A 16,700-nucleotide genomic window follows, 5' to 3' on the forward strand; every position below is an offset into this window, starting at 1 on the left:
GCCATCAGCTCCAAGGTACAAAAAGTGACCCAGCCCCAGATCATCGACATCGTCGAAGTGACCAAGCCTATCTCGTCTCCGATCCGCAACGCCTATATCGACTTTTCCAAGATGACGGCGAGCCTCGTCGCGGTGGTGACCAATGTCGTTCGCGACGGCCGCCGTGTCGTCGGCTACGGTTTCAATTCCAACGGCCGTTACGGGCAGGGCGGTCTCATTCGCGAGCGCTTCCGCGATCGGCTGATCGAAGCCGAGCATGCAAGTCTGCTCGATACGACGGGCGAGAATTTCGATCCGGACAAGATCTGGAAGACGCTGATGACCAACGAGAAGCCGGGCGGTCATGGCGAACGCTCGGTCGCGGTCGGGACGATCGATATGGCGGTATGGGATGCGGTCGCGAAGATCGCGGAGAAGCCGCTCTTCCGCCTGCTTGCCGACATGAAGGGCCGCGAGGCGAACCCGCGCGTCTTCGTCTATGCGGCCGGCGGCTACTATTATCCGGGCAAGGACGACGACGCGCTGCGCGCCGAGATGCGTGGCTACATCGATCGCGGCTATAATGTCGTGAAGATGAAGATCGGCGGCGAGAGCCTCGCGATCGATCGTCGGCGGATCGAATCCGTGCTCCACGAAATCGAGGGCGACGCGCAGCTCGCGGTCGACGCCAATGGCCGCTTCGACACGCTGACCGCGATCGAATATGCCAAGGCGCTACGCGACTATCCGCTCTTCTGGTACGAAGAGGCGGGCGATCCGCTCGATTACAAGCTGCAAGCGGCGCTTGCCGAATTCTATCCAGGCTCGATGGCGACGGGCGAAAATCTCTTCAGCCATCAGGATGCGCGCAACCTGCTGCGCTACGGCGGCATGCGCCCCGACCGCGACTATCTGCAGATGGACTGCGCGCTCTCCTACGGCCTGGTCGAATATCTGCGCACCCTCGACGCGCTCGCCGAATGCGGCTGGTCGCCGTCGCGCTGCATCCCGCACGGCGGTCACCAGATGTCACTGAATATTGCGGCGGGCCTGGGGCTCGGCGGAAACGAGAGCTACCCCGACCTGTTCCAGCCCTATGGCGGCTTCCCCGACACGGTGAAGGTCGAGGACGGTCATATCGTGATGCCGGACCTTCCGGGCATCGGTTTCGAAGGCAAAAGCGACCTCATCAAGGTGATGCGCGAACTCGCTGAATAATTTGGGTTACCGCCGCCGCACGTACGGCTGAATGGCGGGACGGGAGAGAGAAATGGGTAATTTTGCGCCGTCGGCAACCATCGTCATCATGGGCGCGGTCGTCCTCTACATCGCTTTCACCAGCTGGCTGACCTATCGGCTGCGAAGCAAGAGCAATGCCGATTATATGGTCGGTTCAAGGGCGCTCCCGGCGATCGTTGTCGGTGTCCTCCTGATGTCCGAGTTCATCGGCGCCAAGTCGACAGTCGGCACCGCGCAGGAGGCGTTCAACTCGGGCATGGCGGCAACCTGGTCGGTGCTCGGCGCCTCGATCGGCTTCCTGCTTTTCGGCCTCTTCTTTGCCAAGAAGATTTATGGGTCGGGCGAATATACGATCTCGGCGGCGATCGAGAAGAAATATGACCGCAAAACGATGACCGTCGTCTCGCTGATCATGATCTATGCGCTGCTGCTGGTGAACGTCGGCAATTACATCAGCGGCGCGGCGGCCATTCAGGAGGTGATGAAGATCGGCCTGTTGCCGGCGATGGCGATCATCGCGGTTGTCAGCACCTTCTATTATTTCTTCGGCGGACTGAAGGGCATTGCCTATGTGACGCTGCTGCACAGCGCGATCAAGCTGATCGGCATCGCGATCATCGCGGCGGTGGCCTTGATGGCGACCAAGGGCTTTGTTCCCATGCAAGCGGCGCTTCCCGCGCATTATTTCACCTGGGACGGGACGATCGGCTTCGCGACGATCGCGGCCTGGACGATCTCGACGATCGGCGCGATCTTCTCGACCCAATATATCATCCAGGCGATCTCCTCGACGAAGAGCCCGGCCGACGCGAGCAAGGCGGCTCTATGGGCCGCGCTCTTCTGCTTCCCGATCGGCTTTGCGCTCGCCGCGATCGGCGTCGCGGCGCGCTACCTCCGCCCCGACCTCGACAGCCTTTATGCGCTGCCGATGTTCCTCGAAATCATGCCGACCTGGGCAGCGGCGCTCGTCACCGTGTCGCTGGTCGCGTCGATCTTCGTCAGCGTCAGCACCGTCGCGCTCGCGATCGCTTCGCTCGTGATCCGCGATTTCTATGTGCCCTATCGCAATCCCAGCGAAGCCCAGCAGTTCCGGATGACCCGCATCGCCGCGATTGTCATCGCCTTCGTGCCGCTGATCTTCGCGCTGTTCGTGCCCGAGGTTTTGAAGCTCAGCTTCTTCACCCGCGCGCTACGCCTTTCGATCTCGATCGTCGCGGTGATCGGCTTCACCTTGCCCTTTTACGCCAGCTCGCGCGGGGCGACACTGGCGCTCGCCGGTTCGGCGATCCTGACGACGATCTGGTACATGCTCGATAACCCCTATGGCATCGACAACATCTATATCTCGCTCGTCGTGCCGCTCGTCGTCATCATCATGGAAAGACTGGTCCGCGGCGGGCCGCCTGCCATGCCAGGGACTGCCGCTGAGTCAGGAAACGCGGACCCGCGATGAAAGGGCGTCCAAGTCTGCTTGCCCGCTATAGGGGTGATCGAGATTCGGAAGAGGTGAAACCTAGCTCTTGATCATTTCCACTCAAATATTCGGAGATCCGCAATATGCTGATAATTGTCGGCCGTTCGAATCGTAGCCAATTGAGGCCTGAAAGCTGCCGTTCAGGCGCCGGCGCCGCTGAAACTTCTCAACCTTTGTTGAAGGATCGTGATGGCTAGGCATTGAGATCGTCTCGGTCTTTCTTTGAAAGCAGATATCGATCCCGCTGCGCGCGAGCCAACGCATCTCGGGTGAGAAATGACGTCGTCACGATTGCCCTCCTCGTCGAACATCGCTTTCCTTCCCCTGTTCTGCCCCCGTACGGCCGCGATGCGCAGTCGCCTTTTGGGGTTCGGGCGCCGTTGAGCAACTTTTGGGTCGCGGCTCCCTGAAGCGGCATAGATCCTGTGCGACATCTCGATGGGCACTACCAATTCGGACGAACTTCGAAACCTCGGTGCACCTTCCAATCCGTGTTTGAAGCATCTCGAGCGATTGCACGGCAAGGTCTATATCTCCGAACGGGGAGCCAGTCTCATCGGCCAATGCGTCAGCGAACGGGCTACGGAGGCTTGGAACAAGCGGCCAACTAGAGGCGGGGCCCCGGCATGTGGGCCTGCACCGATTGGAAGCGCATCGCTCGCTCGAAGCGCAAGACATCGCCCTCGAACCGCTGGACAGGATCGGCGCCGCCGCATCGAGCATGGATGGGCGTGAGTTCGAAGACGAGCGCATCGAAAAGCATCGCAATATCGCCGCACGCAATGCCGAGCAGATCACCGCGGAGCCGTCAATATGGGAAGGTGGCGTTCGGACGCTAAAAGCCGGAAGCCCGGAAGCATGGCGGGCCATCTCCGATGCCGCTGAAATGCGGCATCAAAACACGAACATGATTGAAAATGCGAGAATTGGCGCCAAGAAATCGCAAAAAGCTGTGCGATGCACCGTGAGGACCGAGCCTCGCTGGAACCCTAGGATCCGAATTGACCCGAACGGTGTTTCCTCGGTTCCTGAAGGCAAATTGGGCCACGGGCTGCTTCGTAGCGATCAAACTCTTGTGCCGACTGAGTTCGGTATTAAAACCGCGCCATGCGCTGCCCCCGCTCCCGTCGGACGCTGCCATGAGGGGCTACTTATCCCTTGGGGCCGCAGTCGCAGTGCGATCAGCGGATGCTGCGCCACGGTCGCACCGGTGACCGGCTTCGCGCGCTTGCCGTTCGAAAGGCAGAAATTGCTGGTCATGGCGACGCTGATGCTCGCCCTTGTCGCCTTGCTGCGCCGCTTTTTCCCCTTTCGCGCCATCGCCGCGCGGACGCGGCATCCGGACGCGCCCCATGCGGCCCCGGCGCAGCAAGAGGAACTGATCGCGGCGATCCGCTGGGCGATCTGGGCGGCGGCCCGGCGCGTTCCCTGGCGCGCGCAATGTTTCGAGCAGGGCTTCGCCGCGCAATGGTTGCTGACGCGCCGGCATGTGCCGACCACCCTCCATTATGGCGTGGCCAACCGCGCCGACGAAGGCATGGTCGCGCATGTGTGGGTGCGCGCCGGGGATGTCGACGTCGTCGGTTGCAACGGGATCGACGAATTTACCGAGCTGGCGCGGTTTCCGCTGGCACCGGCGGATCGATCCACAGCCTGACATTCGCCATGTCGTGCTGGCCGAGGACGGAAATGACCTGTCCGTCCTGCGGGTCGAGCATGGTTTCGAAGGCGTGGAACACCGCCGCCCAGGCCGAGGGCGGCGCTTCGGTCGACGGCCGGTTTTCATAAGCGGTGACGCCGTCCATATCGAGCGTGATCCACTGGACCAGGCCGTTGGCCGGTTGTCCTGTCGCGCGCAGCGTCGCCTGCGCGCGGTCGCCGCTCCATGGGGCGGTCGAGGTGAAATCGAATGCGAACAGGTCGACGGCATCGCTCGCCAGCGTCAGGCCGCGGCGATTGGTGGGGATACGGAAATTGGGTTCGCGCAGGTCGTCGAAGGCCGACAGGTTGAAGCCCGACACTGTACCGATCGTCTTGGGGAAATCGGCGAGATGCGCGAGCGCGACGCGGATCGTGCCCTGTGCCGGAATGATGATCCCGCCCGGCTTGACGAGGCGCGCAATGGCATCTTCCATCGCGGGGAGCACCCCCTCGCCGAGCATTTCATTGCTGACGATTTCGGAGACGAGGATATCGACCGGGCCGCCCAGCTCGCCGACATCGACATCCTTCGAATGTTTGTCGATCACGGTGATTCGGTCGGCAAATCCGTTGCGCGCGACGATTTCGCGCGCGGTCATCGCCACCGCCGGTTCCATTTCGCAGGTATAGACATGCGCCGCCCCGGCGCGGGCCGCCATCATCGCGAGCAATCCGCTGCCCGTCCCGATTTCGAGCACCCGGCTGCCCGGCGTCACCGCGCGTTGCAGCGCCTGGTCATAGGCAAGGTTGCGCGCCAGATCGGCGACGATGACGAAATGCCATTGCGGCACGTCGGTCGTGATGACGTGGCGTGCGATCGTGCGCGCCGCCACATCGCCGTCGGGCAAAGCCAGCACCTGCGCCGCGATTTCGCCCGCACGCGATTTCCAGCCGTCGCTGCTGAACAACAGGGAAAGGGCGGCGAGCGCGGGGGCGTTGCCGTTGGCCTGGCGGACGAGGGCTTCAAACCCGTGCAATCGATCATCTTTGTTCATCGGCGCAATATATCGGGACGCGGCATCGCCACCAGCAAAAGTTGCGGCTTTACGCCGGGACGGTTGTCGGGAAGAAGAGCCGGTCATGGTGGAACCCAGCTTGGTATGTCCGCTCCGGATCGGCATCGCGCGAACCGAGGTCGACGAGAGCGACGCGACGATCGCCGATATGCGCGCGGCGCTGCTGCGCGATGGCGCGGTGTCGTTCCGGCCGGCGTGGGACGACGGGCTGCTCGACACGCTGCTGCAACTGTGCCGGGCCGCCGACTTCCTGCCCGAAACCATAGCGCGCGTGGGGGAGCGGACATATGAAGGGGGCGACAAGGCGGGGCGGCTGCTGCGCTTCCTGCTCGAGCGGCCAAGCTTCCTCCTTTGGGCGCAGGCGATCGCCGGCTGCGAAACGCTGCATCATGTGACCGGCCTGATCGGCGAAATGGCGCCCGGGACGCAGCAGGGGCTCGACTGGCACGACGATCTGAACGACGGCGGATTGCGCCGGCTGGCGGTGACGGTTCACCTGAGCGATGCGCCCTGTGAAGGCGGCAGTTTCGAGATTCGCGAAAAGGGTTCGGACCGCACGCTGTTCCGGCAGGATGCCCGACCCGCCGGGACGATGACGCTGTTTCGTATCGGCCCGCGGCTGCACCACCGCGTCACCCCGCTGACCGGCGGCGGACCGCGCCGGGTGTTCGGGGGCTGGCTCAGCCGATGACGGGCCGCAGCGCCGGCGCCAGATAGGCCGACCCGTCGAGGGTCAGATGCCCCTGATTGCGATAAAGCAGCCGCCCGTCGATGGCGGCGGGGCAGCGGTCGTGCGGACACAGGCGGTCGAGCGGCGACCAGAGGCGCACATCGGGGCGCTGGGTCGCGATTTCGTCGAGGGCACGATCGACCGCGGCGGCACGGCGCTCGATCGCGGCGCGCGGCTCGGCGCAGCTGTCGGCGCCTCGGCGGACCGTGCAGCGCAGGACGTCGCGGCTGTGCAGGGGCACGTCGCGCGCGATGATCACGCGCAGGCCCAGGCGCCGCGCGGCGTCGACGTCGGCGGCGAGCTGCCGCTCCCATCCAGCCTGCCGGGCGTCCCAGCCGCCCGCGAACAGCAGGGTGCGCAGATTGCGATGGCCCCGAAGACCGGCCAGTTCGGCGCGGACCCGATGTTCGAACGCCGCGCACGCCATCCAGCGCGGATCGCCCCGGCGGACACCAAGGGGCGAACCGCCCGGCGCGCAGCCCCCTTCGGTCCGCGTCAGGATGTGGATGCCCGCCTGCCTGCCCGCGAGGTCGAGCGCGTGGCCGAGCTGGGCGGCATGCGAATCGCCCCATAGCAACAGCGCCGGCCCACCTGCCGGAGCGCCCGACGCGCAGGGCGCGGGATCGTTGCAAAAGGGAAAGTCGCGCACCGCGCCGCTGCGCGCCGTCCGATATTGCGCCATCAGCGATCCCGCCGGGCTCGGCCGGGCGGCCCAGACCCACAGCGCCGCAGCGAGCGCAAGGCCCGCGACGAGCAGCGCACCGCCGCTTGCGAGCGAGCGGGTGGTGTCGCCAAACCCCGCCACGCGCCGCTCGCGGATCGGCATTTCGACCCGGTGGTACATGATGATGGCGAGCAGCAGGGCGAGCAGGACGAGGCCGGTGTCGCGCACGACATGGAAGCCGCCGCCCCATTGGATGCGGGCGAAGGCCAGCAGCGGCCAGTGCCACATATACCAGCCGTAGGAGACCTTGCCGAGACCGGCGATCCAGCGCTGCGACAGCAATCGCGGCACGGCCCCGCGCGGGTCGGCGCCGCCGGCGGCGATCAGCGCGACACTGCCGACGACAGGCAGGGCGGCACGGAAGGAGGGAAAGGGGGTGTTGGCGTCATAGACGAGGATGGCGAGGAGGATCGCCGTGACCCCGAGCGGGGCGAGCCAGCGCGCGCGCGCGGCCGATAGCGGCGGGGCCATGGCGAGCAGGCAACCGGCGCCGAGCTCCCAGGCGCGGGCGGGCAGCAGGAAGAAGGCCGCGCGCGAAGGACCCTGCACGATCGCGAGGGCCAGCGAGGCCGCGACGGCGGCGATGAGGACAAGGCGCAGCGCGGGAAGGACAGGCCGGTTTCGCCGTCGTGCCAGCGCTGCGGTGCCGGCGAACGCCAGCGGCCAGAGCAGGTAGAATTGTTCCTCCACGCCGAGCGTCCAGAGATGCTGGAGCGGGAGCAGTGTGCTGGCGGGCTCGAAATAGCCGGTCCCGACGGTCCAGAAATGGATATTGGCGGCAAAGAGCAGCGCCATGATCGCCGATCGGGCGAGCGCGACCTGTTCGTCGGGCAGCAGCCAGAGGAAGCCGGCCACCAGCGTCGCGGCGACCACCAGCAGCAGCGCGGGCAGCAGGCGCCGGACGCGCCGCGCGTAGAAATCGGCGAGGCCGATCCGTCCGTGCGCATCATATTCGTCCGCGAGCAGCCGCGTGATCAGAAAACCCGAAATGACGAAGAAAATGTCGACGCCGACAAATCCCCCGGCGGCGAAGGGCAGGTTGATGTGGCAGGCGACCACCGCCAGTATCGCGATCCCGCGCAGGCCGTCGATATCGGCACGATATTCGGTGGTCCGCGCGATAGGGTTTCGCTCCAAGAAGATGCCGGGGATCGAGCGGACAGGATTGGCGGACTTGTCGCGCACTGTTATCGTCAGGTCAATTCCGACAAGATGTCGGCCGAATGCCAGACCGGGGATGCATGACGTGGACGGAGATGAGCGGCGTTTCGCCCCGAGCAAGGCAATGGTGTGGACCGACAATGGCGGCCCGATCCTGTTGTTCGACCAGGACCGGGGCAGCTATCACTCGCTCAACAAACAGGCGTCGGAAATGTGGCGGATGATCGCGGACGGCGCGAACCGCACGCAGATCGTCGCGGCGCTGGCGTCATCCTATGAAGCGCCGGAGGGCGTCCTCGCGGCCGATGTCGCCGATTTTCTGGACAGCGCGACGGCAAGCGGCCTGATCGTCGTTCGCGCATGAGCGGTATCGCCGGGCTGGTCTTTGTCGGCGGCCGGCCGGTCACGGCGGACATGCTGGACCGCCTGGCCGCCGCCACCCCGCACCTCGGGATCGATGGCGTCGGCCGCTGGCACGACGGCCCTGCGGGTTTCGTCCGCTTTGCGCTGCACACCACCCCCGAGGCGACGACCGAAGCGCAGCCGCACGCCGATCGCGCGTCGGGCGCGGTGATCCTGTTCGACGGGCGCCTCGATAATCGCGACGCGTTGCGCGAGGCGCTGGGGCCCGCCGATCCCGGTGCGGCGGCACCCGATTGCGTCATCGTACTGGCCGCGCATGGCCGTTTCGGCGACGAACTGCCGCAACGGCTGGTCGGCGACTATGCGCTGGCGATCTGGCAACCGGGCACGCGCCGCCTGTTCGCGGCGCGTTCGCCGGTCGGGATGCGCCCCTTTTTGTGGACGCGGCAGGACGGTTTTTTCGCCTTTGCGAGCGAGCCGTCGACGCTGATCCGCGGGCTCGGCTTGCCGAAGCGCCTGAACGAAGGCGCGCTCGGCGAGCATCTGGCGGCGCGTTTCGTGACCGATACGGAGACTTTGTGGGACGGCATATACCGCCTGCCGCCGGGACATGCGCTTTGGGTCGACGATGGCAGGGTGCGGAGCTGGTGCTGGAACGCGGGGCCGTTCGCGGACCATATGGACTTGTCCGAATCGGAACATGTCGAACAGTTTCGCACGCTGTTCGACCAGGCGCTGATCGCGACGACGCGGTCGGAGCGACCGGTCGCGGCGCAATTGTCGGGCGGCCTCGATTCATCGGCGGTCGTCTGCCGCATCGACCAGCTCGTCCGCGACGGGCGTATCGGGGCGATGGTCGAGGCGGTATCGGCGCGCTACCCCGGCGAAATCTGTGACGAAGGCGAATGGATCGCCGAGGTCGAGGCGCAATGCGGGATTCGATCGACCATGGTCGAAGGGGCACCGTTCGATGCGATGAAGGCAGCGACATGGTGCGCGCAGACGCTGCACCTGCCGCTGCGCCCCAACACGGCGGGGACGGTCGAGTCGGTGTGCCGCCATCTGAACGATCGCGGTCTGCGCGTCGCCCTGACGGGCGAGGGCGGCGACGACTGGCTGGCCGGATCGCGCGCGCACTGGCCCGACCTGTTCCGGCGCGGAAGATGGGGCGGCCTGGCAAGCGAAGCCGGGGCCGCCGGCGCGGGATGGGGCCGGCCGGTGCGCGCGGCGCGGGCGATATTGGCCGGTGCGGTAGGACCGTTGGTGTCACGATCGCGGCGCGAACGGCTGTTGCGCCCGCATCTCGATTTTTCCCAAGACACGCCGCCATGGCTTTCGCCCGACTGGGCCCGCCGGATCGACCTTGCGGATCGCTGGGCCGACGCGCCGCGCCCGCCGGCGCTCGGCTCCTTCTCGCAGACCCAGCGCTATCGCGTCTATTCGCTGGCGCGGCGGCACATCAACATGGACAATGTATTCAGCTATGCCGCGAGCCGGGGCATCGAGTTTCGCCATCCCTTTCACGATCTGCGGCTGACGCGTTTCCTGATGGGCGCGGCGGGCGACATGTTGCGGCGCGGCGACAGCAAGAAATATCTGCTGCGCGAAGCGATGCGCGACGCCCTGCCCGAAAGGATCCGGCAGCGGACCGACAAGGCCAATATTTCGGCCCCGATCATCGACGCGGTGACGGAAAGACTGGAAAAGCGCCCCTTTCGCGATATGCATGGGGTCCGCAACGGATGGGTCGATGCGGCTGTTCTCGAGCAAATCCAGGCCGAACATCTCGTCTGGCGCGGGGCGGGCGGCGGCGCGCCGCCCGTGTCGGCCTATGCGGCGGTCTGGAACATGGTTGCGACCGACATGTGGCTTGAATATGCGTTCGAAAATGAACGCGACGAATGAAGGACGATCCCGATGATGACAGAAACCAGCGTGGTGGCGCGTGTCGATACGATGGTGTCGTCGGAAGTCGATGGCGAGGTCGTCATCATGAGCATCGAGAGCGGCCATTTCTTTCGGCTGAATCATAGCGCGTCGCGCATCTGGGACCTGCTCGATACACCCAAGGACTTGGCGACCCTGTGCCGCCATCTGGGCGACCGGTTCGAAATGGATGCCGCCGACGGGCAGGCGGACGTGGTCGAATTCGTGAGCGCGATGCAGGCGAAGGGGCTGTTGACGGTCAACTGACCGGCGGCGCGTCATGCCGTTCGGGCGGCGTGGTCCTGGAGGAATTGCAGCATCAGGGCGTCGCTGGTGCCGTTCGACTGGCGCCGCATCCGCTGTGGCAGGGGCACGGGGTTCGTCGCCCCCAGATCGACCAGCAGCGCACCGATGACGCCTTCGGGATCGGCGACCATATCCTCATAGGCGATCATTCGCGGCGCGATGCCATTGGCGGCGAAGAAGCCGCGCCAGTGGCCATGGCTGAACGCGCCGAAGGCGAGCAGGTCCATGATGCGATCATAATCATAGGCGGCCTGCCCCGAGGCAGACCTGGCCTGCGATCCGTCGATCACGCGCCATATACCGGTCTGCGTGGCGACCAGCGACGACACCGCCTGACGCAGGCCGTCGCGGCGATAGAGATAGACATAGTGCGGATTGGGCAGGATGGCCGTCAGCATCGCCGCCATCGCGCGATAATCCTCCGCCGGGACCGCGTCGGCGGGGCGTTCCAGTCGCGCCGGGTCGTGATCCGGCTGCGTTTCCAGAACAAGTTCGGCGATATCCTGCCAGAACATTTTGATCGACAAGGTGCCATTGGCGTCGGTGCGGTGGCGGTGCATCGCGGCGACGTAGCGATCGAGATCGGGCGTCTGCCACCGTTCGGCGAGGGTGGGACGAAATCCGCGATGCAGATATTCGAGCGGGCATCCCAGCCCGCCGGCAAAGGCGATGGCTTCGCCGAGCAGCGTGCTGCCCGATCGCGGATGGCTGGCGATGATCAGGCTTTTGCGCGGCGCACCGGCCCATGGCGCATAGTCGGCCGCGGCCAGCGAAAGGTCATATTGGGTCACGCCGCCCGCCGATCGATCAGCGGCGCGACCGTGTCGACGACGGCGGGCAGCATGGCATAGGTCCGGGGGTAGGACAGGGCAAAGACGGGCACGTCCGTCGCGACCCGATTGAAGCGGCGCATCAGGTCGGCGTTTTCGACGGGGTCGCGCGGATTGAACGGGACGATCTGCGAGCAGATCATCACCAGCACCTCAGGCCCCGCCAGCGGTTCCAGCCGGATCGCGCTGTCGTCGGTTGCCGCCGACAGGAGAATGATGGCGTTCAGCGGCAGGGGAGCCGACGGACCCGCCGCAGGACGATAGGCATATTTTCCTTCATATCCCGCCATCGGCGACAGATGCGCGGCGGAAATATCCAGCCCGTCAACCGCATCCTGCCACAGCGACACGCCGGGCACGCCGCCAAGCGCCAGCGGACGGTCGCCATCGTCGAGGATCGACATGTCGTCGCTGAAAATCCGCCAGCCCAGATTGCGCGCGAGGGCCGCGGTCGTCGTCGATTTGCCCGAGCTGGAGGCTCCAAGCAACAGCAAGGCACCGGCGTCGTCGCCCAGGGTCGCCGCGTGAATGGGCAGGCGGCCGTGCAAATAGCAAAGTTTGGGGAAGATACGGCGCACCAGGATTTCGGCAAGCAGCGACAGATCCGAGGGTTGCGGACAATGACAGACCAGCCGCCGCCCCGTCGCATCGACACGGACGCCTGTCGCCCGATGGCGGAAAATCCAGTCCGACCCGAAGGAATGGAGCGCCAGACCATAGCGGCCGACCGACTGATGGACCAGGGACCCGTCGGGCAGGTCGTCGAACGACAGTTCGATATGGATGTCGGCGACGGCGCGAGTGTTGGTGGCAGGCAACGTCACCAGAAAAGGCAGGGGGAATGACGACGACAAGCGCAGGCCGCCGAATTCATAAGAGCATACAGCCGCCGGTCTATCACGAACGGCCCGCGAGCAGGCGGGATCGGTCAAAATACAGTCCCCAATCCGTCGCGTTGGGGCGGATCAGCTCAGGTTGCTGAAGCCGTCGCCGATGCGGTAGCTGATCCCGCGCGCAACCGTCACCGGCTGAAAATCGAGGATTTCGGGTTTGATCCACACTTCCCGGGCGCCAGCCACCCCATCGTCCGCGTCGTGAAGAGTATCTGCGATTTCCTTATCGGCCATGTCGTTTCCTCTGTTGCCCTCAATCAGCATAAGCGAGCCTTGCCTCGCGCACAAGCGGTGGCCGACCGACTGATGGGCCCAGCGCCCGTCGCGCAGGACATCGAACGACGGCTCGATATGGATATCGGCGACGGCGCGAGCGGTCTCGGCCATCAGCGCTGCCAGAAAATGCAGACGAACGACGACGACAAGCGCAGGCCGCCGAATTCATAAGAGCATGCGATCGCCGTTCGATCACGAAAGGCCTGCGAGCAGGCGGGATCGGTCAAAACAAAAGCCCCTGTCCAGGGCTTTGGTGCGGCTCAGCTCAGGTTGCTGATGCCGTCGCCGATGCGGTAGCTGATCCCGCGGGCAACCGTCACCGGCTGAAAATCGGCGATTTCCGGCTTGATCCACGCTTCCTTCGCACTCGCCAAGACTTCGTTCGTGTTGTGAACAATGTCTGCAGTTTCTTTGTTGGACATGCCGTTTCCCCTAGTGAACTCGGTTACCATAAGCGGGGATTGCCGGGTGCACAAGCGATTACGCCAGTTACAAACTATGACCGATTGTTGATTGTTCGGGGTTGCGGTTCGGCTGCCCCGAACCGTGATCTGTGCTTCAGAGAATTTTCTGCATCATCATCAGTCTCAGGACCCAGGCGAACCCCAATTGGCGACTATCGAACCACGGTCTACCTTCGCATCGCCAAGAGCGCTCCGTCTCGCAGGGCCCCTCCCTAAGCTGCCACGGTGCGTGTTGGACGGCATCGTCTGACGAGCCGATCTGTGCCATTGGATGTTGGCCTTGTCAGCGGCGCCTGGTCCTCGATGGTGCGAGCGGAAACGGCAGCTATAGCCATTCACCTTCCCGAAACCTGCCAGTCCGTGAACGGCCATTAGCATCAACGCTACTTCCCTCGAACACCCGACGAGATGCTGATTGCAGTAGCGAGCAAAGAAGGACCGACCTATTCTGGACTGGCCCGGCGCAACCAATTCCTCCCGCGCGTCAACCGACCGATTCCGGGATTAAAGCTGTTGGTGGGGTCGAGTTCTTGAAAATGCCTCTCGAGCGTTTCCTCGGCATGGTAGAGATGGCCGACGCCGTGCTCTGCGGGATATTTGGCACCACGAGCATTGTGAAAAGTAAGGAGTTGCTCTTCCAGGCTTTCAAGGTTGCAGCCCGCAATGGCGACATAATCCTGGTGGAAGACGTGACAGAAAAAATGTCCGTAGGACAGGCTTTGCGCGATTTGCCCTGCCAGTTCCGGCGGCAAGGTCTCGGCCCAGTCCTGCTTATCACGGGGAAGCGCAATATCGAGCGAGACAAGTCCCGCCGAGGTTTTTGGATTGAGTGCGCGATATCGGATGGCCGCACCCGCCGCTACGAAGCGATGGAGAAAAGCGTCCTCGCCTTCGGCGGGCGAGCAGATCAGATATTCGGCGGCGAGGCCGGGGATCGTGCTACCGAGATATGTTGCCATCTCGGCGGTCGTTTCGTCCGCGGTGCGGATCAGCAGATGATGCTCATAGCGGTCGCGAAGCTGCCGAAGACGTTTCGGGAGATGGTTCGGGAGGAGGGAGGCGATCGCATGGAGCAGCCGGTCGGCGAGATTGGCCGGGATCAGGGGCAAGCTTGCCGTTGCCCGGTCGATCCACTCTTTCATTCGGTTGATGAGCGGCAGCCGGCGCGTTCCCAGCAGCCGTATAGCAAGGAACATGTCCTTGCCGTGGCTCGCGGCAAGATCGAAAGTGCCGCGGTGCATATATTCGGCCGAGATTGGAAGCGTGGCGAAGGTTGAGAGAATGTCGCGGCGGATCTTCGTCAGGTCAGCGGGATCGTTGGTGCCGATGTAGAAGACCTGCGTGCTCTCCGCCCTGGGAAAGGTGTCCGTCCGCACCGCAAACACGGCGAGATGTCCCGCGCTGCCCGATGCCTCGTGCAGAAAGGACGGGTCGGCGTTGTAGCGTGCAGGCGTCGGTTCGTCGACGCTCCGCACCCGGTTCTCATAGTCGATCGCGGCTTCGGGCGGCGGCGCAACGATCACCCCGGGATCGAAGCGGCCCGCCTCGAGAGCGGCTAGCATGTCCTCGGGGCCGGCGGGCAGTTCGATGCCGAGGTGATTGACCAGTTCGAGCTCACCCGATGGGCCGCGCCTCGCGAACAGGGCATGCCGCGTGAAGGCGGGGCCGCGCTTGATGAGTGCGCCGCCGCTATTGTTGCAGATGCCCCCGATCACCGATGCGCCGAGGCAGGAGGAGCCGATCACCGAATGGGGCTCGCGGCCCAGCGGGGCCAGTATCCGCTCGAGCTGGTCGAGCGTTGCGCCCGGCAGGCTGATGGCCTCGCGCCCGCCATCGATGAGATGGGCAGTCCGCAGCCTTCGCGCGCTGACAAGGACCACCGGCCGGTCGTAATCGCCGAACGGCGTCGAACCCCCGGTCAGTCCGGTATTGGCCGCTTGCATGATCACGATCGCGTCGGCGTCGGTGCAGGTCCTGAGGACGCGCCAGAGTTCCACGAGCGTCCCGGGGCTCACTGCCGCCAAGGCTGTGCCTTCGCCGAAGCGATACCCCTTGGTGAAGCGCCGCATCGCCGCCGCGCGCGTGACGACATATCGTCGGCCGACGATCTCAATCAGGCGCCTTGCGAGGTCGGCGTTCGCCATCGCGTCTCAACCGGCCCGCACCATGACCCGCTTGATCGAAACCGCCTGGTTGGTGCGCAGATACTCGGGTGGCTCGACGACTTCGAGCGTGTCGAAGCGGTTGACGAAGGCCGCGATGGCGATGCGCAGCTGCAGGCGGGCCACCATATTGCCCACGCACATATGCTCGCCGTGCCCGAAAGTCAGATGCTTGCGGGCCTCGGGTCGCTCGATGTCGAACCGGTCGGGATCGGGGAAAACGCTCTCGTCACGGTTGGCGGCCGAATACCACATCACGACCTTTTCACCCTTTGCGATTTTCTGCCCCGCGATTTCGGTATCGGCTGTGGCGGTCCGCCGGAATAGCGGCACGACCGTCGTATAACGCAATATCTCTTCGATGGCATTGCCGATCAATTCGGGCTTTCCGCGCAGCCGCGTGAGCTGATCCGGATGGCGGTAGAGTTCGAGCAGTCCCGAGGTGGTCGTGTTGCGCGTCGTCCGGTGGCCCGCCACGATCATGAGCGAGAAGAGGCTTTCGACCGAATAGGGGCGCAAAGGACGGTCGGTCTTGGCGAGCGCTTCATGCGCTGCGCTGAGCAGGTCGTTGCTCGGCTCGGTCCGCTTTCGCTCGAACAGGTCCATTCCATATTTATAGACCTTGGCGTGGGTCGCCGCCACTTCATCGGCAAGTTCGGGGTCGCCGACCGCAGCGAGTTTGTCGCCCCATTCGACCACCATGTCGCGATCCTCGTCGGGCACTCCGAGAAGGTGGCACATGGTTGCCGCAGGCGTGACCGCAGAAAATTCTGAGACCAGATCGAAACTCTCGCCTGCCTGGATCGTGTCGAGCAGTCCCGATATCCGCTCGGTCACCGCTGGCTCGAGGCGCTTGCTGGCCGGGCCGGCGAGATAGGGCATGACGAGCGAGCGATAGGTGCGATGGTCGGGCGGGTCCATGTTGACCATGTTCGCACGCCGGATGGCAAGCGTCTCGGGCGTGAGGTGCTGGCGGCGGCTCTCGTCGAAGGACAGCAAGGCCCCCGCGCCGATCTCCGAAGAGAAGAGTTCGGGATTCTTGCTCACGGCCTGAACATCGGCGTGGCGCGTTAAAACCCAGAAACCCGGCTCGTTCTGCTCATCCTCGGGATGCCAGAATATGGGGGCGGCCTTGCGTAGCGCACGCACATCCTCGGCAGGCGTCCCGCCGAGATAGAGGTCGTGACGCTTGAGGTCGATCCTGAGGTCGACGTCGAACAGCGGCGCGTGAACCGGCCCCGGCGTCGTTTTTTGCCCCGCATAGGGATCGAGCAGGGCGCTCCCTTCTTGCATCAATCATCTCCCAATAATTTCATATCAGGTATCCTTGATACGGGTCTTGGTCAACATGTCTGAGATATACTGACATTAAACAGCGCGTAATATGGATTACGCAATGCTTGACATGTCATCGACTCCGAGTAATCAAGGATGCTAGATTGTGCGCGTCACCCGA

The 16,700-nt window shown here is 64.4% G+C and carries 15 protein-coding genes; 7 read left to right on the plus strand and 8 right to left on the minus strand.

The features are described from left to right. The first annotated feature begins 24 nt into the window (after window positions 1–24). The 3 genes from AC07U1_RS15500 (at window position 25) to AC07U1_RS15510 (ending at window position 4,349) form a co-directional block, all read left to right on the plus strand. Complete coding sequence (locus AC07U1_RS15500) at window positions 25–1,197, plus strand: mandelate racemase/muconate lactonizing enzyme family protein (RefSeq protein ID WP_495178405.1); 1,173 nt, start codon at window positions 25–27, stop codon at window positions 1,195–1,197. Between the two features lie 52 nt (window positions 1,198–1,249). Then, complete coding sequence (locus tag AC07U1_RS15505; RefSeq protein WP_495178404.1) at window positions 1,250–2,671, plus strand: sodium:solute symporter family protein; 1,422 nt, start codon at window positions 1,250–1,252, stop codon at window positions 2,669–2,671. A gap of 664 nt (window positions 2,672–3,335) precedes the next feature. Further along, on the plus strand, window positions 3,336–4,349 hold the full coding sequence (locus AC07U1_RS15510; RefSeq protein WP_495197738.1) for a lasso peptide biosynthesis B2 protein: 1,014 nt from the start codon (window positions 3,336–3,338) through the stop codon (window positions 4,347–4,349). Here the strand turns inward: AC07U1_RS15510 and AC07U1_RS15515 are convergent. Continuing rightward, complete coding sequence (locus tag AC07U1_RS15515; protein ID WP_495197739.1) at window positions 4,297–5,388, minus strand: 50S ribosomal protein L11 methyltransferase; 1,092 nt, start codon at window positions 5,386–5,388, stop codon at window positions 4,297–4,299. The two genes, AC07U1_RS15510 and AC07U1_RS15515, sit on opposite strands and share 53 nt — an antisense overlap. Before the next feature lie 100 nt (window positions 5,389–5,488). Here AC07U1_RS15515 and AC07U1_RS15520 point away from each other — a divergent pair, with 100 nt between their 5' ends. Further along, complete coding sequence (locus tag AC07U1_RS15520) at window positions 5,489–6,100, plus strand: 2OG-Fe(II) oxygenase (RefSeq protein WP_495197740.1); 612 nt, start codon at window positions 5,489–5,491, stop codon at window positions 6,098–6,100. Here the strand turns inward: AC07U1_RS15520 and AC07U1_RS15525 are convergent. Beyond that, window positions 6,090–8,048, minus strand: coding sequence for an acyltransferase family protein (locus tag AC07U1_RS15525; protein ID WP_495178400.1), 1,959 nt, complete (start codon window positions 8,046–8,048; stop codon window positions 6,090–6,092). The genes AC07U1_RS15520 and AC07U1_RS15525 overlap by 11 nt on opposite strands. A gap of 52 nt (window positions 8,049–8,100) precedes the next feature. Between AC07U1_RS15525 and AC07U1_RS15530 the strand changes: the two genes are divergently transcribed. Genes AC07U1_RS15530 through AC07U1_RS15540 form a run of 3 tightly spaced genes read left to right on the plus strand, consistent with a single transcriptional unit; the run spans window position 8,101 to window position 10,580 of the window. Beyond that, a complete protein-coding gene (locus AC07U1_RS15530; RefSeq protein WP_056346457.1) occupies window positions 8,101–8,388 on the plus strand; it encodes a PqqD family protein in 288 nt (95 codons plus the stop codon). Further along, a complete protein-coding gene (locus AC07U1_RS15535; RefSeq protein ID WP_495178399.1) occupies window positions 8,385–10,292 on the plus strand; it encodes an asparagine synthetase B family protein in 1,908 nt (635 codons plus the stop codon). The genes AC07U1_RS15530 and AC07U1_RS15535 overlap by 4 nt, the downstream gene beginning before the upstream one ends. 12 nt (window positions 10,293–10,304) lie before the next feature. After that, window positions 10,305–10,580, plus strand: coding sequence for a PqqD family protein (locus AC07U1_RS15540; protein ID WP_056346462.1), 276 nt, complete (start codon window positions 10,305–10,307; stop codon window positions 10,578–10,580). An 11-nt stretch (window positions 10,581–10,591) separates the two neighbouring features. Here the strand turns inward: AC07U1_RS15540 and AC07U1_RS15545 are convergent, their stop codons facing one another. The 6 genes from AC07U1_RS15545 to AC07U1_RS15570 form a co-directional block, all read right to left on the minus strand. Beyond that, entirely contained in the window at window positions 10,592–11,410 is an 819-nt protein-coding gene (locus tag AC07U1_RS15545; RefSeq protein ID WP_495178398.1) for a Stf0 family sulfotransferase, read from the minus strand. Next, complete coding sequence (locus AC07U1_RS15550; RefSeq protein ID WP_495178397.1) at window positions 11,407–12,273, minus strand: hypothetical protein; 867 nt, start codon at window positions 12,271–12,273, stop codon at window positions 11,407–11,409. Before AC07U1_RS15550 ends, AC07U1_RS15545 begins: the two co-directional genes overlap by 4 nt. Window positions 12,274–12,414: 141 nt before the next feature. Then, window positions 12,415–12,729, minus strand: a complete 315-nt coding sequence (locus tag AC07U1_RS15555; protein WP_495178396.1) for a hypothetical protein — start codon at window positions 12,727–12,729, stop codon at window positions 12,415–12,417. A 149-nt stretch (window positions 12,730–12,878) separates the two neighbouring features. Continuing rightward, window positions 12,879–13,040 carry a hypothetical protein gene (locus AC07U1_RS15560; RefSeq protein WP_156377640.1) on the minus strand — a complete coding sequence of 54 codons (162 nt, stop codon included), beginning with the start codon at window positions 13,038–13,040 and terminating at the stop codon, window positions 12,879–12,881. Between the two features lie 485 nt (window positions 13,041–13,525). After that, window positions 13,526–15,226 carry a D-lactate dehydrogenase gene (gene dld / locus AC07U1_RS15565; protein ID WP_495178395.1) on the minus strand — a complete coding sequence of 567 codons (1,701 nt, stop codon included), beginning with the start codon at window positions 15,224–15,226 and terminating at the stop codon, window positions 13,526–13,528. Window positions 15,227–15,232: 6 nt separating this feature from the next. Further along, window positions 15,233–16,537, minus strand: coding sequence for a cytochrome P450 (locus AC07U1_RS15570; RefSeq protein WP_495178394.1), 1,305 nt, complete (start codon window positions 16,535–16,537; stop codon window positions 15,233–15,235). Between the last annotated feature and the right edge of the window lie 163 nt (window positions 16,538–16,700).

The sequence above is a fragment of the Sphingopyxis sp. GW821-FHT02C12 genome (assembly GCF_059421785.1).

What these genes read in the sequence shown, in the direction of transcription:
- AC07U1_RS15505 (WP_495178404.1), top strand. Translation starts at nt 1,250, where the DNA reads ATGGGTAATTTTGCGCCGTCGGCAACCATCGTCATCATGGGCGCGGTC.
- AC07U1_RS15515 (WP_495197739.1), bottom strand. Translation starts at nt 5,388, where the DNA reads ATGAACAAAGATGATCGATTGCACGGGTTTGAAGCCCTCGTCCGCCAG.
- AC07U1_RS15530 (WP_056346457.1), top strand. Translation starts at nt 8,101, where the DNA reads ATGCATGACGTGGACGGAGATGAGCGGCGTTTCGCCCCGAGCAAGGCA.
- AC07U1_RS15535 (WP_495178399.1), top strand. Translation starts at nt 8,385, where the DNA reads ATGAGCGGTATCGCCGGGCTGGTCTTTGTCGGCGGCCGGCCGGTCACG.
- AC07U1_RS15540 (WP_056346462.1), top strand. Translation starts at nt 10,305, where the DNA reads ATGATGACAGAAACCAGCGTGGTGGCGCGTGTCGATACGATGGTGTCG.
- AC07U1_RS15555 (WP_495178396.1), bottom strand. Translation starts at nt 12,729, where the DNA reads ATGGCCGAGACCGCTCGCGCCGTCGCCGATATCCATATCGAGCCGTCG.
- AC07U1_RS15560 (WP_156377640.1), bottom strand. Translation starts at nt 13,040, where the DNA reads ATGTCCAACAAAGAAACTGCAGACATTGTTCACAACACGAACGAAGTC.
- dld (WP_495178395.1), bottom strand. Translation starts at nt 15,226, where the DNA reads ATGGCGAACGCCGACCTCGCAAGGCGCCTGATTGAGATCGTCGGCCGA.
- AC07U1_RS15570 (WP_495178394.1), bottom strand. Translation starts at nt 16,537, where the DNA reads ATGCAAGAAGGGAGCGCCCTGCTCGATCCCTATGCGGGGCAAAAAACG.